Raw genomic sequence first — 25,937 nt, 5'->3', positions numbered from 1 at the left:
GACCCCGGGATTTTTCCCCATTTGGAAATGGTGCGGCGTGTTTAGCGCAACGGGGGGGTTTGGTAGAGCCAGACCTTCATGCCGCCGTGGGCGATGGCGGGGCCTTGGGGTTTCCACGGCAGACCGGTGGCTTTGGCCAAGGGCGGTTCTGACGTGACGAGGCCGACGCGCCAGCCTTTGAAGCGGGTTAGCAGCGTTTGTCCAAGCGTCCCGTAGAGCGGATAAAGCAGTTTCTTGTTACCGATGCGGCCGCCGTAGGGCGGGTTCACCATAACAAGGCCGGGTGGTCCGTCTGGCGGGGTCAGCTCCCCCGCGGCATGGTTTTCGAACTGCACTGCCTCTGATACCCCTGCCCGTTCAGCGTTCATCCCGCTCATCCGGACAGCACCGGCGTCGCGGTCGGAACCATAGAACCGCAGCGGCGTCGACGTGGCGGTATTGTCACGCATAGCGGCCCATTGATCGGGATCAAAGCTAGCGAGGTCCTCGAAAGCGAAATGGCGCGAGCGGCCGGGGTTCAGGCCCATGGCGATCTCGGCGGCCTCGATCACGAACGTACCTGAGCCGCACATCGGGTCGACCACAGTCTCGGTGCCGGTGTACCCCGCCTGACGCAGCATCAAATAGGCCAGATTCTCGCGCATGGGGGCTTTGCCTACGGCCTCTTTGTGGCCGCGCTTGTGCAGCGACTCGCCCGATGTGTCGAGGCTGATGGTCACCACATTATCGTCGATCCGCACCTTGAGCACCAGCGCCGCTTCGGGCGAGATCGTCACCCCGAGACTTTCGCGCAGGGCGGTCTCGATCCGCTGTGTTGCGGCACCGGCGTGGTAAATCTTGGAGGCTTTCGTGGTCACCTGCACCCGCAGCGGCACATCGGCGCGCAGCACATCGCCCCACGGGAACTTGCGTGCACGTTTATCAAGTTGCGCCAGGTGGAACGCCATGAATGACCCAATCCGCGCCAGCACGCGCGAGGCACCGCGCAGTTGCAGGTTGGCGCGCCAGACCTCGGGCCAGCCGCCCTGCACCGTAATCCCGCCGGGCGTGGTGACGGGATTGGCAAAGCCTTTTTCCGTCACCTCGGCCAGAAGCATGTCTTCCAGACCGGGGGTGGCCACGATAAAAATGTCGAAGGTGTTTTGACTGTCCATAACCGCTGCTTACTGCGCGGCGCGCGAGGTTTCGAGCGGTTTCTTGGGACAAGCCAGTCCGGCGCGATCAAAAGCGCCGGACTGTATGCGCCTGATCAGGCGATTTTCACCAGTTCGATGTCGAACTGCAGGTCTTTGCCAGCCAGCGGGTGGTTGGCATCAAGTGTGACAGTGGATTCGTCCACTTCAACAACCATCACCGGCATCGCTTGACCGTCGGGTGTTTGCATCTGCAGCTGCGTGCCGATTTCCAGCGGGATGTCCGCAGGGATGCCTTCGCGCGGTACAGCTTGGCGCATTTCAGGGTTCACATCGCCGTATGCTTCGGCGCTGTCGATTTTGACGGTCTTGGTATCGCCGACTTCCATGCCGGGAATCGCGGTATCGAGGCCGGGGATAATCTGGCCGGACCCGACCGTGAATTCCAAAGGCTCGCGTCCGTCCGAGCTGTCGAAGGTGCTGCCGTCAAGCAACGTACCAGTATAGTGAATAGCAACGGTATCGCCGGATTTAACCTGCGTCATAGAAAGCTCCAGTCTATAGGGGAAAATACAGGAGGCCACGTATCTGCGCGGGTGCTCCGGGTTCGGCACGCAGTGTTTCAAGCCTGCGCCCTGTCGTAAACCCCCATGCGGCCAGTTTTTCGGCCTTTTCTGTTCGGGCAGCGCGTGACAGTCTTGCGGCAGGATAATTCAGGGGGGGAAATCATGGCGATAACAACATGCGTGTTCGATGCATATGGTACCTTGTTCGATGTGGCCGCGGCCGCACGGCAAGCCGCATCAGAGCCGGACTTTGCAGCGATAAAGGACAGCTGGCCACAAGTCGCGGAACACTGGCGGCAAAAGCAGTTAAGCTACTCTTGGCTGCGCGCTGTCACCGGTGCCCATGATGACTTCTGGCAGGTCACCCAAGAGGGCCTGGACTGGGCACTGGAAAAGACCGGACACGACGACAACCCTGCCCTGCGCGCACGTTTGCTGGCGCTGTACTGGGAGCTTCAGGCATTTACCGAAGTGCCTAGGATGCTGAAAACATTGAAGAATGCGGGATTGAACACGGCGATCCTATCGAACGGGTCGCCGGCAATGCTTGAAGGGGCGGTGTCATCCGCCGGTCTGGCCGACACGCTGGATGCCGTTTTGTCGGTCGAAAGCGTAGGGATCTTCAAGCCTGATGCGCGTGTCTATGAACTGGTCGGCCAAAAGTTCGGCTGCACGCCATCGCAAGTGCTGTTTGTATCGTCCAATGGCTGGGATGCAGCGGCGGCAACCGGCTTTGGCTTCACGACCGCCTGGGTCAACCGTGCGGGCGAACCGATGGACCGTTTGCCGTGGAAACCCGTTCATGTGCTGCAGGACCTGAACGGCATCCCAGAACTGGCAGGCGTATAATGGCTCATTTCACCACATCCGACGGGCTATCGCTCTATTTTGCCGACGAAGGTCAGGGGCTACCGATTCTCTGCCTGGCGGGATTAACGCGGACCACGGCGGATTTCGACTATGTCACTCCGCATCTGGAAAACGTGCGTCTGATCAAGATGGATTATCGCGGGCGGGGGCAATCCGACTTTGATCCCGACTGGTCGCATTATTCCCCACCCGTTGAATGCCGCGACGCGTTGGAGCTGCTGGACCATCTCGGAATCGACAAGGTCGCCGTGCTTGGGACGTCACGCGGGGGGCTGAACGCATTGGGGTTGGCCAAGGCAGCCAAGAACCGGTTGCTGGGCGTCGCCTTTAACGATGTCGGCCCACATATCGACCCGCAGGGGCTGGATTTCATCATGGAATTCATTGGCCGGAACCCCGCCACCAAGACCCACGCCGAAGCCGCGGCTGCCATGCCGCGTGTGTTCCCCGAATTTGACGACGTACCCGACAGCCGCTGGCTGGAGGAAGCGCAAAAGCACTACACCCAGACCGAAAACGGGCTGCAGATCACCTATGACAGGCATTTGCGCGATGCGGTGGCCAAAGCGTTTTCGGCCCCCTCGCCCGATCTTTGGCCGTTCTTTGAAGCGCTTGACGGGCTGCCGATTGCCTGCATCCGTGGCATGGCGTCCAATCTGCTGAGCGAGGAAACCTTGCAAGAGATGGAACGCCGCCGTCCCGACATGGTGGTCGCGCGGGTGCCGGGGCGCGGGCATATTCCGTTTCTGGACGAACCCGAGGCGGTTGAGGCCTTGAAGAAATGGATCGGCATGATCCAATGAATATCGACATGATCCGCGCCGCGGCGGGGCGGCTGGAAGGCCATGTGCGGCGCACGCCTTTGCTGAACTCTCCGTTTCTGGATGACATCGCGGGTCGGCGCATCTGGATTAAGCCCGAGTGTTTGCAACACACCGGCAGCTTCAAGTTTCGCGGTGGCTGGTCGGCGGTATCGGCGCTGGAATCGTCGGTACGGGCCAAGGGGGTCATCGCCTTTTCCAGCGGCAATCATGCCCAAGGGGTTGCCTATGCAGCCAAACTGCACGGCGTGCCTGCGGTGATTATCATGCCTGCCGATGCGCCGCGCCTGAAGATCGCCAACACCCGTGCCCTTGGGGCCGAAGTTGTGCTGTATGACCGCATGACCGAGGACCGCAACGCGATTGGCGCTACTATGGCGCAGGAACGGGAACTAACGCTGATCAAACCGTTCGACGATCCGCTTGTCATTGCGGGTCAGGGGACCACCGGGCTTGAGATCGCGCAGCAGGCCGCCGAGGCGGGGATCACCCGCGCGGATGTCATTGTCTGCTGTGGCGGCGGGGGGCTGACCTCTGGCATTGCGCTGGCGCTCGAGGCGGACGCGCCGGGGCTGCGCGCCCGCACCGCCGAGCCCGCAGGGTTTGACGATGCCGCGCGCTCGCTGGCCGCAGGGCAGATCAAGCGCAATGCGGCGCTTGGCGGGTCGATCTGCGATGCCATCGTTACGCCGCAACCGGGCGACCTGACTTTTCCAATCCTCAAACGATTGTGTGGCCCCGGTCTTGTCGTCACTGATGACGAGGCGCTGCAGGCGATTGGCCATGCGTTCAACCGGCTGAAACTTGTGGCAGAACCCGGCGGTGCCGTCGCCCTCGCCGCCGCTCTGTTTCGCAGGGACGAGATCGAAGGCGATGATGTGATCGTCACCATCTCGGGCGGGAATGTGGATACGGATGTTTTTACCCGCGCGCTCGCCACCCTTGATTGATACCCCCTGAGGAGGTTCTGACATGAATATTTTCGATACCGGCGATGTGCGCCTGCACTACCGCGTGGATGGGCCTGACGATGGCGCGCCTGTCGTGTTTGCCAATTCACTGGGCACCGATCTGCGCCTTTGGGACCCGATCCTGCCGCTGCTGCCCAAGGGACTGCGTATCATCCGATTTGACAAACGCGGTCATGGACTGTCGTCTTGTCCGCCTGCGCCCTATGCGATGGGTGCGCTGATCGGCGATACGGAAAAGCTGCTGGATCATTTGGGCGTGAAGGGCTGCGTCTTTGTCGGCCTGTCGATTGGCGGGATGATCGCCCAAGGGCTCGCGACCAAGCGGCTGGACCTGATCCGCGCGATGGTGCTGTCTAATACCGCCGCCAAGATCGGCACCAAGGATATGTGGGCCGACCGCGTGCGCGCCGTGCAGGACAGCGGGATTGAACCGATGGCCGACACGATCATGGAACGCTGGTTCGCCGCTCCCTTCCGCGCCACGCCTGAAATTGAGCTTTGGCGCAACATGGTCGTGCGTCAACCGGCGGAAGGCTACGCGGGATGCTCTGCCGCGATATCGGGCACGGACTTTTATACGACCACGGCGGCACTGCGCCTGCCTGTTCTGGGGATCGCGGGCTCCGATGACGGATCAACACCGCCTGATCTGGTGCGCGAAACAATCGATCTCATCCCCGGGGCGAAGTTCAAGATCATCCGCAAGGCCGGCCACCTGCCCTGTGTCGAACACCCGCAGGAATACGCGGATCTGCTGACCGAATTTTTAGAAAGCGTAGGACATGTCTGATATTCTATTGGTTCATGGATCATGTCACGGCGCATGGTGCTGGCGCGATCTGATCCCGGCGCTGCGTGCGCTTGGGCACAGCCCGCGCGCCATCGACTTGCCAAGCCACGGCGACGACACCACCCCCGTCAACGCGGTAACGCTGGACGGCTATGCCAACGCGGTGCTTGCGGCCTCTACGCCCGAAACGGTGGTGGTCGGCCATTCGATGGGTGGCTTCGCCATCGGTGCTGCGGCGCAAAAAGATCCAAGCGCAATGGCGCGGCTGATCTATCTATGCGCCTATGTCCCCGCTGCGGGGCGATCGCTGGCAGAAATGCGCAAACAGGCCCCGAGCCAACCTTTAATGCCCGCCGTACGTCTGGCACCGGATGGTAAAAGCTTTACCCTTGATACCGCCATGACCGAGACGCTTTTCTATCACGATTGCCCACCGGACGTCGCGGGCTTTGCGGCTGCTCGGCTCTGCGCACAAGCTGTTGCCCCGACGATCAAACCCCTGCCCGATACCGCGCGCGCCGATGCCATGCCGCGCAGCTATATCCGCTGTATGGACGACCGCACCATCCCGCCGGCCTATCAGATCACGATGACGAAAGACTGGCCAAGCGCGGATGTTCATGAGATGGCCTGCGGGCATTCACCCTTCTTTACCGATCCCGCCGGTCTGGCGCGGATCATCGACGATATCATTCCGAGGTAACCCATGGCCGCCAGCGTCTTTGACAGCCCCCTGTTCGCACAGCTTTTCAACACCGGTGACGCGGGGCGGCTGTTTTCCGACACCGCTGCGATCCGCGCGATGCTGCTGGTCGAAGGCGCGTTGGCCAAAGTACAGGGCAGCCTTGGTGTGATCCCCGAACTGAGCGCCGCCGCCATCCACCGTGCAGCGCTGGAAATTCAGGTCGATCCCGGCGCGATTGCGGCCTCTACGGGGGAAAACGGCGTGTCTGTGCCGGGACTGCTAGCCCAGTTCCGCGCCGAAATGCAGGCGCCGGAATTTGCCCAGCATGTGCATTGGGGGGCCACCAGTCAGGATATCATCGACACCGCGCTGATGCTGCGCCTGCGTCAGGCGCTCAAGCTGGCCGAGACGGACTTGCGTGAAATCATCGCGAGCCTCGCGGCGGCTGCAGAGCAGCACCAGTCCCTGCCGATGCCCGCCCGCACCTACGGTCAACACGCCACCCCCACCAGCTGGGGCGCGGTTTTGGCTGAATGGGGCATGCCGCTGTGCGATGCGCTGGACCAGCTTGAGGCGCTCCGCGACGGATCGCTGTTCGTGTCCTTGTCGGGGGCCGCTGGCACGGGGTCGGCGCTTGGCCCGAAAGCCAGCGAGACGCGTGCGCAACTGGCCAAAGCGCTTGGCCTGAGGGATCCAGGGCGCAGCTGGCATGTGGACCGTGGCCCCGTGCTGCGCATCGCCGATTGGCAGGGCCGCGTGATGGCTGCCCTATCGCATATCGCACAAAGCACGCTGGCGCTGACCATGACCGAAACCGCCGAACTTGCCCTTGGTGCCGCTGGTGCCTCGTCCACCATGCCGCAAAAGCAGAACCCCGTATCGCCCTCAGTGATTGTCGCCTTGGGGCATCAGTTCACCGGCCAGCGTGCCACGCTTCAGGCCGCTGCCGCGCACCAGCACCAGCGCGACGGCGGTGCGTGGTTTGCCGAATGGATGGCCGTACCGCAATTGACGCTGAGCCTTGCCGCAGCGCTGACCCATGCCAAAACGCTTGTCGCGGGGCTGACGCCGCATCCTGTCAAAATGCACAGCGCGCTGGCCGATGGTTTGGGGTTGATCCACGCCGAAGCGCTGAGCTTTGCACTGGCCGAAACCATGCCACGCCCCCAAGCTCAGAATATCACAAAACAGCTGTGTCAGGACGTAATGGCCAAGCAGGTGCCGCTGGCCGATCTGGTGCGGGCAGATTATCCCGACGTGGCCGAAGACCTGTTCGACGCCGCCACCCAAATGGGACAGGCCCCCGCAGACGCCGCGGCTTTCGTCGCCCGGGCGCGCGCACTCTAGCCACAGCGATTGGCGCATAGCGGCCACGGGGGCCAGCCCCCGGTCCCCCGGGATTTAAAACCATTTGGAAATGTTATGAGGGGTGGGGCACGATCCTACGGCAGCTGATTCAGCCATGTGCAGGATGGCGTGAGAGGGGACCAAAGCCCCCTCTGTCCTCGCTTTAGAAGAACGCCTGCAGGCCGGTCTGGGCGCGGCCCAGGATCAGCGCGTGCACGTCGTGCGTGCCTTCGTAGGTGTTCACTGTTTCGAGGTTCATCATGTGGCGGATGACCTGAAATTCACCGCTGATGCCGTTGCCGCCGTGCATGTCGCGCGACATGCGGGCGATGTCCAGCGCCTTGCCGCAGTTGTTGCGCTTGACGATAGAGATCATCTCGGGCGCGGCGTTGGCGTTGTCCATCAAGCGACCCACCTGCAACGAGGCCTGAAGGCCAAGCGCGATTTCAGTCTGCATGTCAGCAAGTTTCTTTTGGAACAGCTGTGTCTGCGCCAGCGGTTTGTTGAACTGCTTGCGGTCCAGACCGTACTGGCGCGAGGCGTGCCAGCAGAATTCAGCGGCCCCCAATGCGCCCCAGCTGATGCCATAGCGGGCGCGGTTGAGACAGCCGAACGGGCCTTTCAGGCCTTCGACATGGGGCAGCAACGCATCTTCGCCGACTTCGACGTTGTCCATCACGATCTCGCCTGTGATCGATGCGCGCAGCGACAGCTTGTTGCCGATTTTTGGCGCGGACAGACCCTTCATGCCTTTATCAAGAATAAAGCCGCGGATCTTGCCGCCGTGCTCTTCCGACTTGGCCCAAACAACGAATACATCCGCGATTGGCGCGTTCGAGATCCACATTTTGGAACCGGTCAGCTTGTAGCCGTTGGCCGTTTTCACGGCGCGGGTTTTCATGCCTGCAGGGTCAGAGCCCGCATCGGGTTCGGTCAGACCAAAGCAACCGATGAATTCACCGCTGGACAGTTTGGGCAGGTACTTCATGCGCTGCTCTTCCGAGCCATACGCATAGATCGGGTACATCACGAGGCTGGATTGCACCGACATCATCGACCGGTAGCCGCTGTCCACACGTTCAACTTCGCGGGCGACCAGACCGTAGGAAACATAGTTGCCGCCCAGACCGCCGTATTGTTCGGGCACCGTGACGCCCAACAGGCCCATGTCGCCCATTTCCTTGAAGATACCTTCATCTGTGGTTTCGTTCGCAAAGGCGTCAATGATGCGGGGCTGCAGTTTTTCCTGTGCGTAGGCGCGCGCACTTTCCTGGATCATGCGCTCGTCTTCGGTCAGCTGTTCGCTCAGGCGGAAGGCATCCGCCCAATCAAAGCTGCCCATGTCTGGGGCGTCTTTGGCTTTCAATACGGGCAATTCGGTGCTCATCTTATATCCTCCTCGGGGTTCAGATTTGGCCACAGTATTGCAAAGCATGCGGCGAAAGACTATCGCTGGTTACTCCTGAACCTATGAGTTTAAGTCATATGATCGCCCCGCGTCGGTTCCTTCCCTCGGTCAACGCCCTGCTCGCCTTCGAAGCTGTGGCGCGGTTGGGCAGCGCCACGCTCGCGGCGCAGGAACTGTCGCTGACGCAAAGCGCGATCAGTCGGCAGCTCAAGACGTTAGAGGCGCAGTTGAACGTCGCCTTGTTGGACCGGATGGGGCGGCAACTGGTTCTGACAGAGGCCGGTAAAAGCTATGTAATTCAGGTACGTGATGTGTTGAACAGGCTGGCACAGGCGTCGATCACAGCGCGTACGAACCCGATTGCAGGCGCACTGAACCTCGCGATCTTGCCCGGCTTCGGAATGCACTGGCTGGCCCCGCGGTTGCGCGACTTTGCTCAGGCTCATCCAGAGGTGACGGTGAACCTTAGCACGCGACTGCACCCGTTTTCGTTTCAGAACAGCCCCTTTGACGCTGCAATACATTTTGGCAAGGAAGACTGGCCCGGCGTGCGCTATCTGTCGCTGATGCCGGAAACCGTTGTGCCTGTCTGTGCGCCCGACCTGCTGACCGAACCGCTGGACGACCCCAGCCAGATCCTGCGGTTTCCCCTACTGCATCTGGATACCCGCCCGCGCGGCTGGTCGCGCTGGCTGAGCGCCCTTGGTGTCACGCAAGAGCCACCCGCGGGCATGATGTTCGACCAGTTTTCGACAATGGCGCAGGCGGCGGTGCACGGGTTGGGGGTGGCGCTGCTCCCTACGTTTTCAGCCGAGCCCTATTTGCGTGACGCGCAGCTGGTGTTGGCGTCAACCCAGACAACGCAGAGCATCGGAAACTACTATCTTGTCTGGCCAGAAGATCGCGCTGAAACCGCGGCCCTGCAATCGTTCATGACATGGCTGGACGGGCAGACGGGCCAAGTTCTTTAACATATCGGCAAGGTTTAGCAGCACAGACGCCCTATTTCCGCCGTAATGGCGCGATACCTCCCACGTATCAATTTAGGGGGGGCCCCTTTGAAAGGGAGCATTGGAATGCCAATTTCTTTTACCAAATTCGCCGCGGTCGGTGCCACTGTTATGACGCTTGCGACGGCCAACGCGGCCACGGCACAGACGCATGACATTATCATCTTTGACGAGGCTTTTTTTCCGGCCGTGATTTACGTTAAAGCCGGGGATGATCTGAGCTTTGTCAATAGAGCGAATGCCGCTCGAACCGTTAGCGGCAGCGACGGTTCGTGGACGTCGGGAACGCTGCAAAACGGCGGCACCTATCGCCAGACCGTTGAAGCAGGCGCCCAAGTCACCTTTATCGGCGCGTCCGAGGGGGACGACCCGATAAGCTACAGCGGTGAAGTCAGCTTTGATCCGGCACCACTAAGCAACTGATATATCGGACAGCCTGCGGCTTACGCAGAGCCGAGACATGAAAACAGCGCGCCCCCTATTCTCGGAGGCGCGCCGTTTCTATTTACGGCAGGCTGCTTACTTCACCGTGATGCGGCCATCTGTATACGGCGTGTAGGCCCCGTTGGCGGCGATAAACTCAGCCGTCACATCTGCCAGATCAGGACCGTAGTCATAGGCGTTTTGCGCGGTCTTGAACGGTTCATAGCCGTCGCCGCCGTTGCGCACGTAGTTATTGGACACGACGCCATAGGTCTTTTCCGGGTCAAGCGGCATGCCCGAAACGGTGACATCGCTGATGCGGCTGCCCGCGTCGGCGCTTGGGTCAACGGTAAAGGTCATGCCCGCGACCTGGGGGAAACGACCGGCGACCTCGTCGATCTGGCTCACGCCGTTTTCCAACGCCTCAACCAGCGCAGCACCGGTGACCTGAAATGTAGACAGCGTGTTCTGAAACGGCAGTACGGCCAGCACTTCGCCCATCGTGACCTCGCCCGCATCGATAGAGGACCGCAGACCGCCGCTGTTCTGGATCGCGACCTCGATACCCTGATCTGCCACACGGGCAAGCATTGCGTCGGCGACCAGATTGCCCATCTGACATTCCTGCACGCGGCAAACCGACCGGTCACCCTCAATCGCATCGGTAGTTTCGGCGACGACTTTGCTGCGCAGCTCTTCAAGGGGTTGGGCCAACTCGCTGATACGCGCGACGGTGGTTTCATCTTCGGCAACGCCCGCATCGATCAGGATCGGCTCGCCCGAGGCTTCCTTGATGTTGCCTTCGTCGTCAAAGGTGACATTCAGCTCGCCCAGAAATTTGCCGTAGGCATAGGCTTGCACGATCGCCGTTTCCTTAACCATCGTGGGGTACGCCCCTTCGGCGCGTTCTTGGGTATTGCTCAGCAGTGTGTTGCTGTGCCCGCCAACGATCACATCGACACCCGTGGTGTTTTCCGCAACCATCTGGTCCACGTTGTAGCCCGAGTGGCTCAGCACGATGATCTTGTTCACTCCCTGCGCGGTCAACAGGTCGACCTCGCCCTGCACGGCGGCCACTGAATCAGAGAACACGACGTTATCGCCGGGGCTTGCCAAATCAGGTGTATCTTCGGTGGTCAGGCCGATCAGGCCGATTTTTTCGCCGCCGCGTTCGATGACGGTCGATTTGGCCAGCTTGTCGGCCAGCAGCGGTTCGGCGGATACATCTGCATTCGACATCAGAATGGGAAAGTTGATCGCCTCCATGAAGCCGGCCAGCACTTCGGGGCCGTCGTCGAATTCATGGTTGCCCACGGTCATGCCGTCATAGCCCAGCATGTTCATCATCTCGGCCGCCATCTTGCCCTTGTAGTGGGTGTAGAACAGCGAGCCCTGAAACTGGTCCCCGCCGTCGACCAGTACATAATTGTTAGTGCGCACCTTGGCGTCCTTGATCGCGTTGACCAGACGCGCGGTCCCGCCAAAGCATTCGCCTGCGGTGTTGCCCTCGGCGGAGCACGGTCCGTCGTATTTGCTGATCGGTTCGAACCGCGCGTGAAAGTCGTTGGTGTGCAGGATGGTCAGGCTGTAGTCCGCCGCCGCCATACCCGATGTCAGCGCAAGCGCCGCCGTCGCTGTCAGGAATCGTTTCATGATGGTCCCCCCTTGGGTTGAATATGGGCGTATGGTGACCCCCAGTTTGCCCCCTTGTCAAAGACCATCTGAGCGCAAAGCCGCGCTTCCCCAAGGTCAGGGGCATTCGCAGTCCCAATCTGCTGCGCCCTTGACCGCTTGCACCGACCAAGGCATCACAGCAGCTATGTTGATTTACAAAATTTTCCGCTCCGATGAATGGCAGGCCCTGCGCCGCGACGGCTCTACAGCCGGTGCGCCGATTGATGTGGCCGATGGCTATGTGCATTTCTCGACCTCTGAGCAGGCCGCTGAAACTGCTGCGAAACATTTTGCGGGCAAGGCGGACCTGTTTCTGCTGGCCGTAGAAACCGACCGCCTTGGCGATGCACTGAAATGGGAGGTGTCGCGGGGCGGTGCCAAATTCCCGCATCTGTACCGCGCACTGGCGCTAGAAGACGTTGTTTGGGCGCAGCCGCTGCCGTTGGTGGACGGGGCGCATGACTTTCCCGCTGGCTTTAAGGAGGCCGAATAATGACAGGATATATTGACCCGGATCGCGCCCAGTTTGATGCCTTTAAGGGGCTGGACCGCGACACGCCGCTGAACATGGTGAACCTTGTTAAACTGCGCGACAAGGCCGCCTACCCCGACGATCACGCATTGGCGGCCAAAGCGCTGACAGGGGTGCAAGCCTACAAGAATTACGGCGCGGAAAGTGGGCCGGTGCTGGCAGATGTCGGCGGGTCGATCCTGTGGCGCGGCCAGTTCGAGACGACCTTGATCGGCCCGTCGGACGAGGCTTGGGATGTGATGTTCATCGCGCAATACCCCAACGCACACGCGTTCTTGCAGATGATCTCGGACCCGCGCTACAAAAGGGCGGTCGTGCACCGTCAGGCTGCGGTTGTGACATCGCGCCTTATCCGCAGCGCGCCGCTGCCCCTAACGGATGAATTTGCATGAGGCGTATGGTCGAGCAGCTGGGGCTGCGCGCCCTGCATAAGGTAGACCCTGAAACTGCGCATGGTCTGGCGATCACCGCGCTGCGGCTTGGCCTTGCGCCCGCGCCCGGTCCGGTCACGTCAAAGCGGCTAAAGACCTCGCTGGCGGGGATGAGCCTGCCGAACCCCGTCGGGCTTGCCGCAGGGTTTGACAAAAACGCCACCGCCGTCGCCCCCCTGTCCAACGCGGGCTTCGGTTTCATCGAAGTCGGGGCCGCCACGCCCCTGCCCCAGCCCGGCAATGACAAACCCCGTCTGTTCCGCCTGACCGACGACCGCGCCGCGATCAACCGGTTCGGCTTCAACAACGAAGGCATGCAGGCGATCTGCACCCGCCTGGCACGACGCGGCGCGGGTGTGCCCGTGGGGCTCAACCTTGGGGCCAACAAGACCAGCACCGACCGCGCCGCCGATTTCGCCCGCGTGATGGAGCTGGCCCGCGATCACGTGGATTTCGCCACGGTCAATGTATCATCGCCCAACACCGAAAAGCTGCGCGACCTGCAGGGCAAGGCTGCACTGGCCGCCCTTCTGGCCGGTGTGATGGAGGTGCGCGGCAACACGCCTGTCTTCCTCAAGATCGCCCCTGACCTGACCGAGGCAGAGATCGCCGATGTGGCCGAGGTTGCAAATGACGCAGATGTCGCAGCGATCATTGCCACCAACACAACGCTGGACCGCGCCGGCCTGAAAGACGCGCAGCGCGACCAGATGGGCGGGCTGTCAGGCGCGCCCTTGTTCGAAAAATCCACCCGCGTGCTGGCGCGGCTGTCTACCCTCACGGATATTCCACTGGTGGGCGTCGGGGGCATCAGCTCGGCTGAAGATGCCTATGCCAAGATTTGCGCTGGTGCATCGGCGGTGCAGCTTTATACCGCGCTGGTCTATGGCGGTCTGTCGCTGGCATCGGACATCGCCAAAGGGATCGACAAGCTATTGAAGCAAGACGGATTTGACACCGTCGCGGATGCCGTCGGCTGTAACCGCAGCGCCTGGCTTTGATGAAATTCGGGGCGCCGTTTAAGCAACGCCGCCCCGACACCCGGCACTAGACCCGGCACGGTGCCCCCTAACCCGCGGCGCGTTCCAGTGCAGGGTAGCGCAGCCCGAGCGTCACGCCGCGTGCGACAAAGGACACCAGCAGCGAGATCCACAGCCCGTGATTGCCCAGCCACGGCACCAGCAAAGCCGCACACGCACAGTAAATTACAAAAGACACCGCCATCATATTGCGCATGTCCCGCGACCGTGTGGCCCCGATGAAAATCCCGTCCAGCATCCACGACGCCCACCCCAGCAGCGGGGCCGCGACCATGTAGGGCAAGAACACCCGCGCCTCTGCCCGCACCAGCGGCGCGGTGGTCATCAGATCAATGATCATGCCGCCGCCCCATGCGAACGCGATCGCCATCAGCGCGCAGGCCAGCAGGCCCCAGCCGCTGGTCAGCACCGCACCGCGCCGCAAGATATCACGTTGTTTGCCGCCCATGGCACGCCCGACCAAGGCCTCGGCGGCAAAGGCGAACCCGTCCAGCGCAAAGGCCGTGATCATCAAAAATTGCAAAAGCACCTGATTGGCCGCGAGCTTTACGTCCCCCAAGCCCGACCCCAGAAACAGGAACGACACGAATATCGTCTGTAGCAATAGGGACCGCACAAGGATGTCGCCGTTGACCTTCATCATGTTGATCCAGCGCGGTCTGTCGAAAACCTGCACCCAGTCTCGCCACGCGGGCACGGCAAAAGCGGCGCGGCAGAACCACAGCCCAAGCGCCGCCCCCGTCCATTCGGCCAGAAACGTCGCGATGGCGACACCTTCGATGCCCCAATCCAGCCCCAGCACAAACCACAGGTCCAGCAGGATGTTCATGCCGTTCATCCACAGCTGTACCACCAGCACGGCACGGGTACGCTCTTGGGCGATCAGCCAGCCGGTGATCGCATAGAGTGCAATCGCCGCCGGCGCGGACCAGATGCGGATACCCATGTAGGACCGCGCGAGCGTTTCAACCTCTGCGCTGGCCGGAGACGCCTGGAACGCCGCCCAGAACAGCGGCAGTTGCAGCAAAACCAGTGCCAAGCCCGCCAGCCCGCCGATCAGCAGCCCGCGCGTCAGCAGGGCTGCGACCTCTGCGTCGTCGTTATTTCCTGCCGCCTGCGCCGTTAGCCCAACAGTGCCCATGCGCAGAAAGCCGAACACCCAGTAGAGCGAGGACAGGATGATCGCGCCAATGCCCACAGCCCCGATGGGGGCCGCCAACCCGATCTGCCCCACCACGCCCGTATCGACCGCCCCCAAGATGGGCACGGTGGCGTTTGAGATCACAATGGGGATGGCGATGTTCAGCACACGGCGGTGCGTGACGACTTCTTTTGCAGAAAGCTTGCCAAGGGCAACGGCGCTGACCTCGCCCTTGGGGATCGCGTCAGTCACGGCTTTGCGGCATCAGAAAATGCCCCGTGGCCTGCGCGAAAAGCTTCGAGCGGTTGTCTTGCCACGCCTCTACATGCACCGATGCATAACGCCGCCCCGACCGGTTGATCCGCGCCCGTGCATAGGCGTCACGCGGCAAGCCAGACCGCAGATAATCAACTGTAAAATCAATCGTTTTAGGCAAACGTGGCAGATGCGTCGCATCCATTTTGTCCACGGCAAGCGCACCGGATTCCAGATCGGCCCACAGGTGTTCCCAGCTTAGCGTAATGATCGACGTGACCTCGAGAAACGACGCCGTCGCCCCACCGTGCAATGCCTGCAGCATCGGGTTGCCGATCAGCTTGTCTGAATAGGGCAAGATGCCGGTCAGCTCGTCCCCGCGACGATCGAACTGAATGCCTAGAAAGTTGATATAGGGCACGCCGTCCACCAGTGCACGCAAGGCCGCATCACGGCGCTTTTTGACGACCTGTACGGTTTCGGGTTTGCTACGTGTGCTCATCGTTTGCCCTCCACGGTGAAACTGCCGGTGGCGGTGGCGACCGGGCTGCCGTCTTCTTCGTCTCGCGCTGTGGCACGCACAAAAGCGACCGACCGCGTCACGTGATAACATTCCGCGCGCGCGGTAATGCGCTGCCCCGGCACAGCCGCCCGCAGGTATTCTATCCGCAGGTCGATGGTTGCCGTGCCGCCGGGGTTGCTAGGGTGGCTCATCACGGCCGCGCCACAGCAGGTGTCCATCAGGGCCGAAACCGCGCCGCCATGCAGCACGCCGGTTCGCGGGTCCCCGACCAGTCTTTCATCATACGGCATGTCGATCACAGAGACCCCGCCATCCAGCTCTTGCAGCTCCATCCCCAAAGCCCCACTGTAGGGCAGCGCCGAGATGAACTGCTTGGCAATGCGAAGTTTGTCTGACATTTTTTGCTTCCTTGGCGTTATTCCCCCATATCAACCGAGCGACCAAGCAAGAGCAACCCCAGTGTTGCGCTTGGAAAGTGAACCGCATAGTTTCCGAAACTGAGGAGACCATGATGACTGACAAACGCCTGAACTTTAAAGAAATGTGTGCGGAGTTTGACGTCACGCCGCGCACGCTGCGCTACTACGAGTATATAGAACTGCTCCACCCCGAGCGTGAGGGACGGTCACGCAGCTATGGTGCCCGGGAAATCGCGCGCATGAAGCTGATCATGCGGGGGCGCAAATTCGGGTATTCGCTAGAAGGCATCCGACAGTGGTTGCTGATCTATGAAAACGAAGGCACCGAAGCGCAAATGCGGGCTTGGGTGATCAGCGCGAACCGCCAACTGGGAGAGTTGGCAGAGCAGCGCAAGCAATTGGACGAAGCCATAGAAGAGCTGCAAAAGTCGCGCGACGACACCGAAGCTGCATTGGCCAAGTGCACACCAAATGGCGGGTCAGCTCAATAGCGTCCTACCCCTAGTGCTCAGACCTGACGCGCTGCCATACGGCGTAACACATCGGACAGACGTGTCAGGTCAGCCGCAGCGACAATTAATTCTGAAAGCGAATCCGCGTCCAGATTGGCAGCGAATTCATAGGCCACGTCCTCGGCCAGCTTTGCAGCGTCCAAAAGCCCCTTCGACGCCGAAGAGGCTGAAATCCCCGTGCATTGCGTCAGATCAAATGCAGTCGGGATCACCGAAGGGATCGAAGTCTTATTCTGGGCCACGGGGCTGTCCACGCTTATTTACGAAGCAGCCATACCTATGCTGCAACCAGACCGGGCGCATGTCCCGTAGCTACGCGACATGCACGGGTGCCCTCATGCCAAATTGTCGAGGGATTGATCTATCAGGCCAAAAGCCAACCCCCTCACTGCAGCGCGCGTCCGGTCGGTCACGTCCAGTTTGCCGAACAAACGCCGCATGATCGTGTCGACCGTATGCCTTGATACGCCCATAATCTGCGCGATTGACGTATTGCTTTTCCCCCGCGCGATCCAGCGCAGCAGCTCTAGCTCGCGCGGGGAGAGTCGGCGGTAAGACGCCCCCGGCCCCTCGACCAATGCACAAAAGCGCAGATGGGCAAGCTGGCTCGCCATTTGCAGAGCCGTCACCTCGGCCTGAGACGGGCGTGGCCTGCCCTCGTGAAAACCGATGCTCACCAATGCGTTGCGCGCCTGAGGGCCGAAGACCTGACAGACGAGCCCATCACCGAAACCGTGCTCTCTGGCTATGCACATATAGGCCTCTTGTTTGTCGGTCAGCGTGGTCATCTGCGATAGGTCCTGCCAGAAAAACGGGCTGATCCGCGACGCCGCGAAGGCGGGAAACGGATCATCAAGATACAGGCGCTCGGCAGTGTACATCCGCTGGAACGCGGGCGGAATCCCGATCGCGACAGCCCCGAAATTAGATTCCCCCAAGGATTGCACATCAATACTATGGTAGGTCACCGTGCGAAAATCCTGTGCTTTGGCAAAACGGTGCACCAGCAACCACAGCGCCGAAACACGACGCACCTCGCCGAGGCGGTCCATAAATGTATGTGGCTCCAACTCCTTGGACATGTCAGCTCCCCCGTCGCCATTGGCGTTCCCACCAAACAACCTAGGCGGCAACACGCCCTGATCAACAAAAGTGCCCGAAAAACCTATGGGCTCGGGTTACGTGAGATTACCCAACGTAAAGCAATTGTTTGACGTGACGTCTGGATTACGTAAGCTTGCTTCTAGGTTATATCGCTCCTCATATAGGCGCAGTTGACCGTTCTACTAATGTGATAGAATAGCGAGTACCCCATATGTCGACCACTACGATGACCATTCGCGAGATGTGTACAGCCTTTGACGTAACCCCGCGCACCCTGCGGTTCTACGAGGCGAAAGAACTGCTTTTCCCTGAACGTCAGGGCCAAAAGCGATTGTTCACAAAGCGCGACCGTGCGCGGCTGAAACTGATACTGCGCGGCAAGCGCTTTGGGTTCAGCCTCGAAGAAATCCGTCAGTTGCTGGACCTGTATCATATGGGTGACCAGCAGCAGACCCAGTTGGCGCGCACCTATGACATCGCGCGCGAACGTCTGGCCGACCTCGAGGCGCAACGCGACGACCTCAACAACGCCATAGACGACCTGCAAAACCAGTTGAAATGGGGGGAAAAAATGATCGCCTCCATCAACAGCGCCCGAAACGCGGCAGAATAGGCCACGGTCCGGCGCACCCGATCACCTTATACACCGACCAATTTATACTGACCAAACGACGGCCAGATGGCCAAGGGAGAACACCACATGCCGAGCTACACCGCCCCGATCAAAGATCTGCAATTTGTACTGCACGACGTGCTGAACGTCACCGCGTCCTCGACCCCCGGCTATGACGAACTTGAAGCGGATTTCACCTCTGCCATTCTCGAAGAAGCCGGCAAGCTGACCTCCGAAGTGCTGGCACCGCTGAACGCAGTCGGTGATCGGGAGGGCTGCCGTCTGGAGAATGGCGTCGTTTACACCCCAAAAGGTTTTAAAGAAGCGTTTGAAAAGGTCAAAGAAGGCGGCTGGACCGGTCTGGATATGCCAGAGCAGTACGGCGGCCAGAACATGCCCTACGTTCTGGGCACCGCTGTCGGCGAGATGTTCTCGGCCTCCAACCAAGCGTTCACCATGTATCAAGGTCTGACCCATGGTGCAGCATCCGCAATTCTGGCGCACGGGTCCGACGCGCAAAAAGATACGTATCTGCCGAACATGGTGTCCTGCGAATGGACCGGCACCATGAACCTCACAGAGCCCCACTGCGGCACCGATCTGGGTCTGATGCGTACCAAGGCAGCCCCACAAGAAGACGGCAGCTATAAAATCACCGGCCAAAAAATCTTTATCTCGTCCGGCGAACACGACATGGCGGACAACATCATCCACTTGGTGCTGGCCAAAATCGACGGCGGCCCCGAAGGCATCAAGGGCGTGTCGCTGTTCATCGTCCCCAAGTTCATGGTCAAAGAAGACGGCTCCCTTGGGGACCGCAACGCAGTTTCCGTCGGTTCCATCGAAGAAAAGATGGGCATCCACGGCAATTCCACCTGTGTGATGAACTATGACGGTGCTGTCGGATACCTGCTGGGTGACGAACACAAAGGCATGCGCGCCATGTTCACCATGATGAACGAAGCCCGCGTCGGCGTCGGCATGCAAGGTCTGGCGCAGGCCGATGTCGCCTATCAGAACGCGTTGATCTACGCCAACGACCGCCTGCAAGGCCGTGCGGTAACCGGCACCGAACACCCCGACAAGCCCGCCGATCCGCTGATCGTACACCCCGATATCCGCCGCAGCCTGATGGAACAGAAATCCTTTGTCGAAGGCGCGCGGGCATTTATCCTTTGGGGGGCCAGCCTGATCGACGCGGCACACCGTGCGGATGACAAAGACGCAGACGGCCTCGTGTCGCTGATGACCCCGGTCATCAAAGGCTTCTTGACCGATGTCGGCTATGACATGACCGTCAAGGCGCAACAGGTCTATGGCGGCCACGGCTATATCGAGGAATGGGGCATGTCCCAGTTCACCCGCGATGCCCGTATTGCCATGATCTATGAAGGGGCCAACGGCGTACAGGCGCTGGACCTCGTGGGCCGCAAGCTGGCGCAGGATGGCGGCAAACACGTCATGGCGTTCTTTGATCTGGTCAAAAACTTCATCAAGGAAAACACCGGCCAGGACGCCGAATTCGACGCCAACTTTATGGAGCCGCTTAAGGCTGCAAGCAAAGACCTGCAGTCTGCCGGCATGTATTTCATGCAAAACGGCATGAAAAACCCGAACAATGCGCTCTCGGGGTCGAACGACTTCATGCATATGTTCGGGCATGTCTGCCTTGGCCTGATGTGGGCAAAAATGGGGCTGGCCGCAAACAAAGCGCTTAAGGACGGCACCGGCGACGCGGCCTTCTACGAGACCAAGCTGGCGACGGGCCGTTTCTACATGGCCCGCCAACTGCCCGCGACGGCGCTGCACCTCAAGCGGATCGAGACCGGCGCGGATACTGTGATGGCGCTCGACGCGGCAAACTTCTAGGCTGCATCGGGGTGGGGACATGCCCCGCCCCGATGCTGACTGAAAGGACGCCCCTTGCCCAAACGTTTCCGCCTGACCCGCCGCTTTCCTGTTGCCATGACCGAAGACGGCTATCGCCGCCTCAAGAAATTCGCGGCAGAGGCCGGATTGGACGAAGGTGAAGCGCTGTCATTTCTCTTCGAGAACTTCAACAGCGTGATTGACGAGGAAAACCTGACCGCAAGACTGCGGCTTTTTAATGCGGAACTGGACGGACGAAAGAGGTAGCACACCACCACACCCCAAGTGCCCTGCCGAACCCGACCCTTCGGGGAGAGTTTAAGGGGCAAAATGAAGCGAAAACACCCTGCCCTGATCACGCGATCAGCACGACCAAAGCAGGGCTTCACTTTGCACGCGGCCCGGCTCTCCAGCCTGCCGCGCGGGGGTTGAATACGACAAGATGATTAGTAACTGATTAACACAGACCCGCGCATCTTCATTTTGCCGGATAAACTCCACGGGGGTGTGGGGGTGTGAAACCCCCACGTGCTGACGGATCAACATACAGGACTTGAGGGAGGGTTCAGATGACCATCAAACTGCATTGCTTTGGCGAAAGCGGGAACGCTTATAAGGCGGCGCTTGCGTTGCAATTGTCGGGGCTAGATTGGGAGCCGGTGAAGGTCGATTTCTTTGGCGGCCAGACCCGCACACCGGATTACCGCACCACCATCAACAACATGGGCGAAGCCCCTGTGCTGATCGACGGTGACATCCGGCTGACGCAATCCGGTGTGATCCAGGACTATGTATCGGAACAATCGGGCAAATTCGGCGGCCGCACCAACGAAGAGCGCCGCGAGATCCTGCGGTGGGTATTGTGGGACAACCACAAGCTCAGCTCGAACGCCGGTATGACGCGGTTCTTGATAAACTTTCTCCCCGAGGACAAGCAGCCCAAAGAAGTCATCGGCTTTATGCAGGGGCGTCTGTCTGCCGCCTATGCCGTGTTGAACGACCACCTTGAGGGCCGCGACTGGATCGTCGGCGACGGTATCACCAACGCCGATCTCAGCTGCTGCGGCTATCTCTATTACCCCGAGTCTTTCGGATTTGTCCGCGAGGATTGGCCCCATGTCGACGCGTGGCTTACGCGTCTGAGCGAAACACCGGGCTGGAAAGCCCCCTACGACCTGATGCCCGGCAGCCCCGCTGACCGCGCCTGACCCAAAGGGAGACACCACATGACCGAAGCATATATCTACGACGCCCTGCGCACCCCGCGTGGCAAGGGCCGCAAAGACGGTGCCCTGCACGAGCTCACCTCGCTGCGCCTATCCGCGCTGACGCTCAACGCCGTCAAAGAGCGTAACAACCTTGAAGGCCACGCCGTCGAAGACGTGATCTGGGGCAACGTGACCCAAGTGATGGAGCAAGGCGGCTGTCTGGCGCGCTCTGCCGTTCTGGCATCCGATCTGGACGAACGCATTCCCGGCCTCGCGATCAACCGGTTCTGCGCCTCGGGCATGGAAGCCGTGAATCTGGCCGCCAACCAGATCAAAGGCGGCGCGGGCATGGCCTATATCGCCGGCGGCGTAGAGATGATGGGCCGCGTGGCCATGGGCAGCGACGGGGCAGCGATTGCCGTCGATCCGTCGCTCGCGATGGACCGTTATTTTGTGCCACAGGGCATCTCGGCTGATATTATCGCGACGGAATACGGCTTTACCCGGGACGAGGCCGACAAACTGGCCGTGCAATCCCAACAACGTGCAAAGAAAGCATGGGACGAAGGCCGCTTTGCAAAATCCGTGATCGACATCAAAGACCAGAACGGTTTGTCGATCCTCAGCCATGACGAATACATGCGCCCGCAGACCGATATGCAATCGCTCGGCGCGCTGAACCCGGCCTTCCAGCAGATGGGCGAGGTCATGCCGGGCTTTGATAAGGTCGCGCTGATGAAATATCCGCACCTCGAAAAAATCAACCACATTCACCACGCCGGGAACTCCTCGGGTATCGTGGATGGTGCCGCGGCTGTGCTGATCGGCAACAAGGAATTTGGCGAGAAATACGGCCTTAAGCCACGCGCGCGCATTCGGGCGACGGCCAAGATCGGCACCGACCCGACCATCATGCTCACCGGCCCCGTTCCCGTGACCGAAAAAATTCTTGCCGACAATGGCATGAACATCAACGACATCGATCTGTTCGAGGTCAACGAGGCCTTCGCGGCCGTGGTCATGCGCTTTATGCAGGCGTTCGATGTTGATGAGAGCAAGGTCAACGTTAACGGAGGATCGATCGCTATGGGTCACCCCTTGGGCGCGACCGGCGCGATGATCATCGGCACACTGCTGGACGAGCTGGAGCGGTCGGATAAAGAAGTTGGCATGGCCACACTGTGCATTGCCTCCGGCATGGGTGCCGCAACCATCATCGAGCGCGTCTAATGGTACATGAATCCCACCCGTTTCTTGCCGTTGCTGAAATGGCCCCCAAAAAGGGCCTGAAAGATCTTAAGGTCAAAGTCGAGCGGGGCGGTACCTATGTGCGTCTGTACCAGAATGACCCGCCGCTGTTCTTTAAGCACCGCAATGATCCAAGCGACAGTTTCGACCGCGAGAATTTCAATGACTTCAAGCGGGTCTTGCTGAGCGAAGAAGATTGCGACGCAGGCCCCAAAGCGACAATCGAGTTGATCAGATCGCTGCTTGAAAAATTCGCTGATTACACGCCTCAGCGCTCGTAACACACTCCAAATCAGGGAGAGATATAAATGACCGATTTCACCATGAAGACAGACGCCGACGGCGTCGCCATCATCACCTGGGACGTACCCGGAAAATCCATGAACGTCATGTCGATCGAGGGGCTGTCGGAACTGGACAGCATCATCGACACGGTACTTTCAGACGACACCATTAAGGGTGCCGTGATCACTTCTGGCAAAGACGGGTCCTTTGCCGGCGGGATGGACCTGAACCTACTGGCCAAGATGCGCGAAGATGCGGGCGACGACCCCGCACAGGGGCTGTTCGACGGCACAATGAAAATGCACGCCCTGCTGCGCAAGATCGAACGCGCCGGCATGGATGCCAAGACCAACAAGGGCGGTAAGCCTATCGCGTCTGCCCTGCCCGGCACCGCCGCTGGCATCGGGCTTGAACTGCCGCTGGCCACACACCGCATCTTTGTCGCCGACAACCCCAAGGCCCGTATCGGCCTGCCCGAGATCATGGTCGGCATCTTTCCCGGCGCGGGCGGCACAACCCGTCTGACACGCAAACTGGGCGCGATGGCGGCGTCACCTTTCCTGCTGGAAGGCAAGATGGTCGCTCCTGCTGCTGCGAAATCTGCCGGCTTGATTGACGAAGTCGTCGCCGATCCGGTGGCCGCGGCAAAGGAATGGGTGCTGAACGCCAAGGATGCGGACATTCTGAAGCCCTGGGATGCCAAAGGCTATAAGATGCCCGGCGGCGCGCCCTATCACCCTGCGGGTTTCATGACCTTTGTCGGTGCCAACGCGATGGTCAACGGCAAGACCCAAGGCGCATTCCCTGCGGCCAAAGCCTTGCTGAGCGCCGTCTACGAAGGGTCGCTTGTGCCGTTCGATACCGCGCTCAAGATCGAGGCGCGCTGGTTCACCAATATCCTGTTGAACCCGTCGTCCTCTGCCATGATCCGGTCGCTGTTCCTGAACAAGGAAGCCTTGGAAAAAGGCGCAGTGCGGCCCGAAGGTGTCGCCGATCAGCGCGTCAAGAAGCTGGGCGTGTTGGGCGCTGGCATGATGGGTGCGGGCATCACGCTTGTGTCCGTACAGGCCGGCATCGAGGTCGTGTTGATCGACCAGACGCAAGAAGCAGCGGACAAGGGCAAAGCCTATTCCGCGAGCTTCTTTGATAAGGGCATCGCGCGCAAGAAATCCACCGAAGAAAAGAAAACCGCTGCGCTGGACCTGATCACTGCGACCACCGATCTGGATGCGCTGAAAGGCTGCGATCTGATCATCGAAGCCGTATTCGAAGACCCTACCGTCAAGGCCGAGATGACCAAACGCGTCGAAGCCGTGATCCCCGAGGATTGCATCTTTGCCTCCAACACCTCGACCCTGCCGATCACCGAGCTGGCCAAAGCGTCGTCGCGTGCGGAACAGTTCATCGGCATCCACTTCTTCTCGCCTGTCGAGAAAATGGCACTGGTCGAGATCATCAAGGGTGCCGAAACAGGCGACCGTGCGGTTGCCAAATCGCTCGATTATGTGCGCCAGATCCGCAAAACGCCCATCGTGGTAAATGACGCGCGGTTCTTCTATGCCAACCGCTGCATCATCCCCTACGCCAACGAAGGCGCGCGGATGATCACCGAGGGTACAGCACCGCAGCTGGTAGATCACGCGGCACAGCTGTTGGGCTTCCCTGTGGGGCCGGTGCAGCTGACCGATGAAACCTCTATCGATCTGGGGGCCAAGATTGCTCGCGCGACCAAGGCCGCTATGGGCAATGCCTATCCTGCGTCCCAAGCCGATGACCTGATCTTTTGGATGGAAGATCTGGGCCGTCTGGGTCGCAAGGCAAACGCGGGCTTTTTCGACTATGATGAAAAGGGCAAGCGTCAGGGCTATTGGAAGGGCATGCACGACAAGTTCCCGCTGGCCGACGAACAGCCAGACCTGCGCGATGTGCAGGACCGTCTGATGTTCGTTCAAGTGCTGGAAGCTGTGCGCGCGTTGGAAGAAGGCGTGCTGGAAGACATCCGCGAAGGCGACGTGGGCGCGATCCTTGGCTGGGGCTTTGCGCCTTGGTCCGGTGGCCCGTTCAGCTGGCTCGACATCATCGGCACACCCTATGCGGCAGAACGCTGTGACCAGCTTGAAGCGCAATTCGGCGCACGTTTCAAATGCCCCGACTTGCTGCGTGAAATGGCAGAGAAGAACCAGAGCTTCTATGGTCGCTTCGGCCCCGACGCCAAAGCCGCCTGAGTTTCAGGCGACACCATATAAAATGGAAACGGCCAGCATTTTGTGCTGGCCGTTTTGCGTTGCGGTGATCGATGGGGTGCCTGATCTCAGCCGTCGAAACGATACCCGAAACGTGTGATATCCTCGGCGCAGGCCGCAGCAATCAGGTCGCGTGTCTTTGCGGTATAATACCCTTGATAGCCCGCAGCGCGGTCAGAGGTGTTTTCGCGGGGCAATGTCAGATCGAACCCCAGATGATCGAACAATGGCTGCGCATCCTGCGAGAAATGCTCGATCCGGACGAACAGGTTGCTTTGATCTACACCTGCACCGTCGCGCAGATAGGACCCATAAGGGGACGCAGCAAGACTACCCTGCACGGTAGGTGACTGAACGAACGCGCAGAACTCCAGCGACTTGGCCAGCCCCACTGCCGGATGATCGAACCCTTGTTCGCGCAGCCAGTGGTAATAGCTAACCATCCGGTCCCACGGGTTTCTGACCAGCGCAAAGGTGAACATCTGTGACATCTCCTCGCGGGTCACTACGCCTTCGATATCGGCAAGCGTCGAATGTTTCCATAGCCGCCCCGCCGCCGTGACCCCCTGCAGACGCTTGCGCCGTTTGCTGGCTTTGGGCGTATCCCCCAACAGCAAATCATCTTTCATCGCCCGCGCCTCAAGCGCCAATGCCAGCGATGTGCCCCCCGTCTTTGGAATATGCACAAAGATATAGCTGCGCCCGCGGCTGACAATCATTGCCGCCTGCCTCTACGCGCGGTCGGTCGTTTTGCGCTTTGGCCCATAATTCTCCCCTAGCCTGCTTTGATCATCCTTCCCAAAACGGGGGATGCTG

Annotated in this window: 29 protein-coding genes; 19 read left to right on the top strand and 10 right to left on the bottom strand. The window is 60.3% G+C overall.

Annotation, left to right across the window (positions count from 1 at the left end; genetic code table 11):
* Positions 1–41: 41 nt before the first annotated feature.
* A complete protein-coding gene (locus tag E5180_RS01155; RefSeq protein ID WP_138922783.1) occupies positions 42–1,154 on the bottom strand; it encodes a THUMP domain-containing class I SAM-dependent RNA methyltransferase in 1,113 nt (370 codons plus the stop codon).
* Between the two features lie 95 nt (positions 1,155–1,249).
* Positions 1,250–1,678, bottom strand: coding sequence for an FKBP-type peptidyl-prolyl cis-trans isomerase (locus tag E5180_RS01150; RefSeq protein ID WP_138922782.1), 429 nt, complete (start codon positions 1,676–1,678; stop codon positions 1,250–1,252).
* 183 nt (positions 1,679–1,861) lie between these two features.
* Between E5180_RS01150 and E5180_RS01145 the strand changes: the two genes are divergently transcribed.
* Genes E5180_RS01145 through E5180_RS01120 form a run of 6 tightly spaced genes read left to right on the top strand, consistent with a single transcriptional unit; the run spans position 1,862 to position 7,183 of the window.
* The gene (locus E5180_RS01145) at positions 1,862–2,548 is read left to right on the top strand and encodes a haloacid dehalogenase type II (protein ID WP_138922781.1); all 687 of its coding nucleotides are present in this window, start codon (positions 1,862–1,864) and stop codon (positions 2,546–2,548) included.
* The gene (locus tag E5180_RS01140) at positions 2,548–3,372 is read left to right on the top strand and encodes an alpha/beta fold hydrolase (RefSeq protein ID WP_138922780.1); all 825 of its coding nucleotides are present in this window, start codon (positions 2,548–2,550) and stop codon (positions 3,370–3,372) included. The genes E5180_RS01145 and E5180_RS01140 overlap by 1 nt, the downstream gene beginning before the upstream one ends.
* A complete protein-coding gene (locus E5180_RS01135; protein ID WP_138925079.1) occupies positions 3,369–4,340 on the top strand; it encodes a threonine ammonia-lyase in 972 nt (323 codons plus the stop codon). Before E5180_RS01140 ends, E5180_RS01135 begins: the two co-directional genes overlap by 4 nt.
* 22 nt (positions 4,341–4,362) lie before the next feature.
* A complete protein-coding gene (gene pcaD / locus E5180_RS01130) occupies positions 4,363–5,151 on the top strand; it encodes a 3-oxoadipate enol-lactonase (RefSeq protein ID WP_138922779.1) in 789 nt (262 codons plus the stop codon).
* Positions 5,144–5,854 carry an alpha/beta fold hydrolase gene (locus E5180_RS01125; protein ID WP_138922778.1) on the top strand — a complete coding sequence of 237 codons (711 nt, stop codon included), beginning with the start codon at positions 5,144–5,146 and terminating at the stop codon, positions 5,852–5,854. The genes pcaD and E5180_RS01125 overlap by 8 nt, the downstream gene beginning before the upstream one ends.
* 3 nt (positions 5,855–5,857) lie before the next feature.
* A complete protein-coding gene (locus tag E5180_RS01120; protein ID WP_138922777.1) occupies positions 5,858–7,183 on the top strand; it encodes a lyase family protein in 1,326 nt (441 codons plus the stop codon).
* Positions 7,184–7,346: 163 nt separating this feature from the next.
* On the opposite strand, the gene E5180_RS01115 is transcribed toward E5180_RS01120, so the two are convergent.
* A complete protein-coding gene (locus E5180_RS01115; RefSeq protein WP_138922776.1) occupies positions 7,347–8,570 on the bottom strand; it encodes an acyl-CoA dehydrogenase in 1,224 nt (407 codons plus the stop codon).
* Positions 8,571–8,668: 98 nt separating this feature from the next.
* Here E5180_RS01115 and E5180_RS01110 point away from each other — a divergent pair, with 98 nt between their 5' ends.
* Together E5180_RS01110 and E5180_RS01105 are read left to right on the top strand one after the other, a co-directional pair.
* The gene (locus E5180_RS01110; protein ID WP_138922775.1) at positions 8,669–9,562 is read left to right on the top strand and encodes a LysR substrate-binding domain-containing protein; all 894 of its coding nucleotides are present in this window, start codon (positions 8,669–8,671) and stop codon (positions 9,560–9,562) included.
* Between the two features lie 105 nt (positions 9,563–9,667).
* A complete protein-coding gene (locus E5180_RS01105; protein WP_138922774.1) occupies positions 9,668–10,024 on the top strand; it encodes a hypothetical protein in 357 nt (118 codons plus the stop codon).
* Positions 10,025–10,120: 96 nt separating this feature from the next.
* Here E5180_RS01105 and E5180_RS01100 read toward each other — a convergent pair whose 3' ends face one another.
* Positions 10,121–11,677 carry a bifunctional metallophosphatase/5'-nucleotidase gene (locus E5180_RS01100; RefSeq protein WP_138922773.1) on the bottom strand — a complete coding sequence of 519 codons (1,557 nt, stop codon included), beginning with the start codon at positions 11,675–11,677 and terminating at the stop codon, positions 10,121–10,123.
* Positions 11,678–11,843: 166 nt separating this feature from the next.
* Between E5180_RS01100 and E5180_RS01095 the strand changes: the two genes are divergently transcribed.
* The 3 genes from E5180_RS01095 to E5180_RS01085 are packed head-to-tail and all read left to right on the top strand — an operon-like array spanning position 11,844 to position 13,662.
* Complete coding sequence (locus E5180_RS01095; protein ID WP_138922772.1) at positions 11,844–12,191, top strand: DUF952 domain-containing protein; 348 nt, start codon at positions 11,844–11,846, stop codon at positions 12,189–12,191.
* On the top strand, positions 12,191–12,622 hold the full coding sequence (locus E5180_RS01090; protein WP_138922771.1) for a DUF1330 domain-containing protein: 432 nt from the start codon (positions 12,191–12,193) through the stop codon (positions 12,620–12,622). Before E5180_RS01095 ends, E5180_RS01090 begins: the two co-directional genes overlap by 1 nt.
* Positions 12,619–13,662, top strand: a complete 1,044-nt coding sequence (locus E5180_RS01085; RefSeq protein WP_138922770.1) for a quinone-dependent dihydroorotate dehydrogenase — start codon at positions 12,619–12,621, stop codon at positions 13,660–13,662. The genes E5180_RS01090 and E5180_RS01085 overlap by 4 nt, the downstream gene beginning before the upstream one ends.
* Before the next feature lie 67 nt (positions 13,663–13,729).
* Here E5180_RS01085 and E5180_RS01080 read toward each other — a convergent pair whose 3' ends face one another.
* From E5180_RS01080 to E5180_RS01070, 3 genes are read right to left on the bottom strand one after another with little or no spacing between them, the layout of a single operon-like run.
* Positions 13,730–15,094: an MATE family efflux transporter gene (locus E5180_RS01080; RefSeq protein ID WP_138922769.1), complete on the bottom strand. Its 1,365-nt coding sequence runs from the start codon at positions 15,092–15,094 to the stop codon at positions 13,730–13,732.
* On the bottom strand, positions 15,087–15,599 hold the full coding sequence (locus E5180_RS01075) for a PaaI family thioesterase (protein ID WP_138922768.1): 513 nt from the start codon (positions 15,597–15,599) through the stop codon (positions 15,087–15,089). Before E5180_RS01075 ends, E5180_RS01080 begins: the two co-directional genes overlap by 8 nt.
* Positions 15,596–16,018, bottom strand: coding sequence for a PaaI family thioesterase (locus E5180_RS01070; RefSeq protein WP_093733534.1), 423 nt, complete (start codon positions 16,016–16,018; stop codon positions 15,596–15,598). The genes E5180_RS01075 and E5180_RS01070 overlap by 4 nt, the downstream gene beginning before the upstream one ends.
* 113 nt (positions 16,019–16,131) lie before the next feature.
* Here E5180_RS01070 and E5180_RS01065 point away from each other — a divergent pair, with 113 nt between their 5' ends.
* The gene (locus E5180_RS01065) at positions 16,132–16,530 is read left to right on the top strand and encodes a MerR family transcriptional regulator (RefSeq protein ID WP_138922767.1); all 399 of its coding nucleotides are present in this window, start codon (positions 16,132–16,134) and stop codon (positions 16,528–16,530) included.
* A 17-nt stretch (positions 16,531–16,547) separates the two neighbouring features.
* Here E5180_RS01065 and E5180_RS01060 read toward each other — a convergent pair whose 3' ends face one another.
* Entirely contained in the window at positions 16,548–16,793 is a 246-nt protein-coding gene (locus E5180_RS01060; protein ID WP_138922766.1) for a hypothetical protein, read from the bottom strand.
* Between the two features lie 93 nt (positions 16,794–16,886).
* A complete protein-coding gene (locus tag E5180_RS01055) occupies positions 16,887–17,633 on the bottom strand; it encodes a helix-turn-helix transcriptional regulator (protein ID WP_138922765.1) in 747 nt (248 codons plus the stop codon).
* Between the two features lie 233 nt (positions 17,634–17,866).
* Here E5180_RS01055 and E5180_RS01050 point away from each other — a divergent pair, with 233 nt between their 5' ends.
* From E5180_RS01050 to E5180_RS01020, 7 genes are all read left to right on the top strand, one after another.
* Positions 17,867–18,268 carry a MerR family transcriptional regulator gene (locus E5180_RS01050; RefSeq protein ID WP_093733530.1) on the top strand — a complete coding sequence of 134 codons (402 nt, stop codon included), beginning with the start codon at positions 17,867–17,869 and terminating at the stop codon, positions 18,266–18,268.
* 87 nt (positions 18,269–18,355) lie between these two features.
* Complete coding sequence (locus tag E5180_RS01045; protein ID WP_138922764.1) at positions 18,356–20,137, top strand: acyl-CoA dehydrogenase C-terminal domain-containing protein; 1,782 nt, start codon at positions 18,356–18,358, stop codon at positions 20,135–20,137.
* Positions 20,138–20,191: 54 nt separating this feature from the next.
* The gene (locus E5180_RS01040; protein ID WP_005849464.1) at positions 20,192–20,404 is read left to right on the top strand and encodes a hypothetical protein; all 213 of its coding nucleotides are present in this window, start codon (positions 20,192–20,194) and stop codon (positions 20,402–20,404) included.
* Positions 20,405–20,706: 302 nt separating this feature from the next.
* Positions 20,707–21,345 (top strand): glutathione S-transferase family protein, encoded by a 639-nt coding sequence (locus E5180_RS01035; protein WP_138922763.1) that lies wholly within the window; start codon positions 20,707–20,709, stop codon positions 21,343–21,345.
* Positions 21,346–21,363: 18 nt separating this feature from the next.
* Positions 21,364–22,575, top strand: coding sequence for an acetyl-CoA C-acetyltransferase (locus E5180_RS01030; RefSeq protein WP_093733528.1), 1,212 nt, complete (start codon positions 21,364–21,366; stop codon positions 22,573–22,575).
* Entirely contained in the window at positions 22,575–22,874 is a 300-nt protein-coding gene (locus E5180_RS01025) for an acetyl-CoA acetyltransferase (protein ID WP_138922762.1), read from the top strand. Before E5180_RS01030 ends, E5180_RS01025 begins: the two co-directional genes overlap by 1 nt.
* Positions 22,875–22,901: 27 nt before the next feature.
* Positions 22,902–25,103 (top strand): 3-hydroxyacyl-CoA dehydrogenase NAD-binding domain-containing protein, encoded by a 2,202-nt coding sequence (locus tag E5180_RS01020; RefSeq protein ID WP_138922761.1) that lies wholly within the window; start codon positions 22,902–22,904, stop codon positions 25,101–25,103.
* Between the two features lie 86 nt (positions 25,104–25,189).
* Here E5180_RS01020 and E5180_RS01015 read toward each other — a convergent pair whose 3' ends face one another.
* Positions 25,190–25,840: a sulfotransferase family 2 domain-containing protein gene (locus tag E5180_RS01015; protein WP_138922760.1), complete on the bottom strand. Its 651-nt coding sequence runs from the start codon at positions 25,838–25,840 to the stop codon at positions 25,190–25,192.
* Between the last annotated feature and the right edge of the window lie 97 nt (positions 25,841–25,937).

It is taken from the genome of Sulfitobacter sp. BSw21498 (genome assembly GCF_006064855.1).
Lineage (GTDB): Bacteria > Pseudomonadota > Alphaproteobacteria > Rhodobacterales > Rhodobacteraceae > Sulfitobacter.
Note: the sequence above shows the minus strand (reverse complement) of the source record. Positions and strands in the feature narration are given on the sequence as shown.

Coding starts and splice junctions, on each gene's coding strand:
- E5180_RS01135 (WP_138925079.1), top strand. CDS start 3,369: ATGAATATCGACATGATCCGCGCCGCGGCGGGGCGGCTGGAAGGCCAT.
- E5180_RS01070 (WP_093733534.1), bottom strand. CDS start 16,018: ATGTCAGACAAACTTCGCATTGCCAAGCAGTTCATCTCGGCGCTGCCC.
- E5180_RS01100 (WP_138922773.1), bottom strand. CDS start 11,677: ATGAAACGATTCCTGACAGCGACGGCGGCGCTTGCGCTGACATCGGGT.
- pcaD (WP_138922779.1), top strand. CDS start 4,363: ATGAATATTTTCGATACCGGCGATGTGCGCCTGCACTACCGCGTGGAT.
- E5180_RS01030 (WP_093733528.1), top strand. CDS start 21,364: ATGACCGAAGCATATATCTACGACGCCCTGCGCACCCCGCGTGGCAAG.
- E5180_RS01110 (WP_138922775.1), top strand. CDS start 8,669: ATGATCGCCCCGCGTCGGTTCCTTCCCTCGGTCAACGCCCTGCTCGCC.
- E5180_RS01120 (WP_138922777.1), top strand. CDS start 5,858: ATGGCCGCCAGCGTCTTTGACAGCCCCCTGTTCGCACAGCTTTTCAAC.
- E5180_RS01025 (WP_138922762.1), top strand. CDS start 22,575: ATGGTACATGAATCCCACCCGTTTCTTGCCGTTGCTGAAATGGCCCCC.
- E5180_RS01085 (WP_138922770.1), top strand. CDS start 12,619: ATGAGGCGTATGGTCGAGCAGCTGGGGCTGCGCGCCCTGCATAAGGTA.
- E5180_RS01125 (WP_138922778.1), top strand. CDS start 5,144: ATGTCTGATATTCTATTGGTTCATGGATCATGTCACGGCGCATGGTGC.
- E5180_RS01145 (WP_138922781.1), top strand. CDS start 1,862: ATGGCGATAACAACATGCGTGTTCGATGCATATGGTACCTTGTTCGAT.
- E5180_RS01155 (WP_138922783.1), bottom strand. CDS start 1,154: ATGGACAGTCAAAACACCTTCGACATTTTTATCGTGGCCACCCCCGGT.
- E5180_RS01140 (WP_138922780.1), top strand. CDS start 2,548: ATGGCTCATTTCACCACATCCGACGGGCTATCGCTCTATTTTGCCGAC.
- E5180_RS01020 (WP_138922761.1), top strand. CDS start 22,902: ATGACCGATTTCACCATGAAGACAGACGCCGACGGCGTCGCCATCATC.
- E5180_RS01115 (WP_138922776.1), bottom strand. CDS start 8,570: ATGAGCACCGAATTGCCCGTATTGAAAGCCAAAGACGCCCCAGACATG.
- E5180_RS01050 (WP_093733530.1), top strand. CDS start 17,867: ATGTCGACCACTACGATGACCATTCGCGAGATGTGTACAGCCTTTGAC.
- E5180_RS01055 (WP_138922765.1), bottom strand. CDS start 17,633: ATGTCCAAGGAGTTGGAGCCACATACATTTATGGACCGCCTCGGCGAG.
- E5180_RS01150 (WP_138922782.1), bottom strand. CDS start 1,678: ATGACGCAGGTTAAATCCGGCGATACCGTTGCTATTCACTATACTGGT.
- E5180_RS01065 (WP_138922767.1), top strand. CDS start 16,132: ATGACTGACAAACGCCTGAACTTTAAAGAAATGTGTGCGGAGTTTGAC.
- E5180_RS01105 (WP_138922774.1), top strand. CDS start 9,668: ATGCCAATTTCTTTTACCAAATTCGCCGCGGTCGGTGCCACTGTTATG.
- E5180_RS01045 (WP_138922764.1), top strand. CDS start 18,356: ATGCCGAGCTACACCGCCCCGATCAAAGATCTGCAATTTGTACTGCAC.
- E5180_RS01075 (WP_138922768.1), bottom strand. CDS start 15,599: ATGAGCACACGTAGCAAACCCGAAACCGTACAGGTCGTCAAAAAGCGC.
- E5180_RS01015 (WP_138922760.1), bottom strand. CDS start 25,840: ATGATTGTCAGCCGCGGGCGCAGCTATATCTTTGTGCATATTCCAAAG.
- E5180_RS01095 (WP_138922772.1), top strand. CDS start 11,844: ATGTTGATTTACAAAATTTTCCGCTCCGATGAATGGCAGGCCCTGCGC.
- E5180_RS01035 (WP_138922763.1), top strand. CDS start 20,707: ATGACCATCAAACTGCATTGCTTTGGCGAAAGCGGGAACGCTTATAAG.
- E5180_RS01090 (WP_138922771.1), top strand. CDS start 12,191: ATGACAGGATATATTGACCCGGATCGCGCCCAGTTTGATGCCTTTAAG.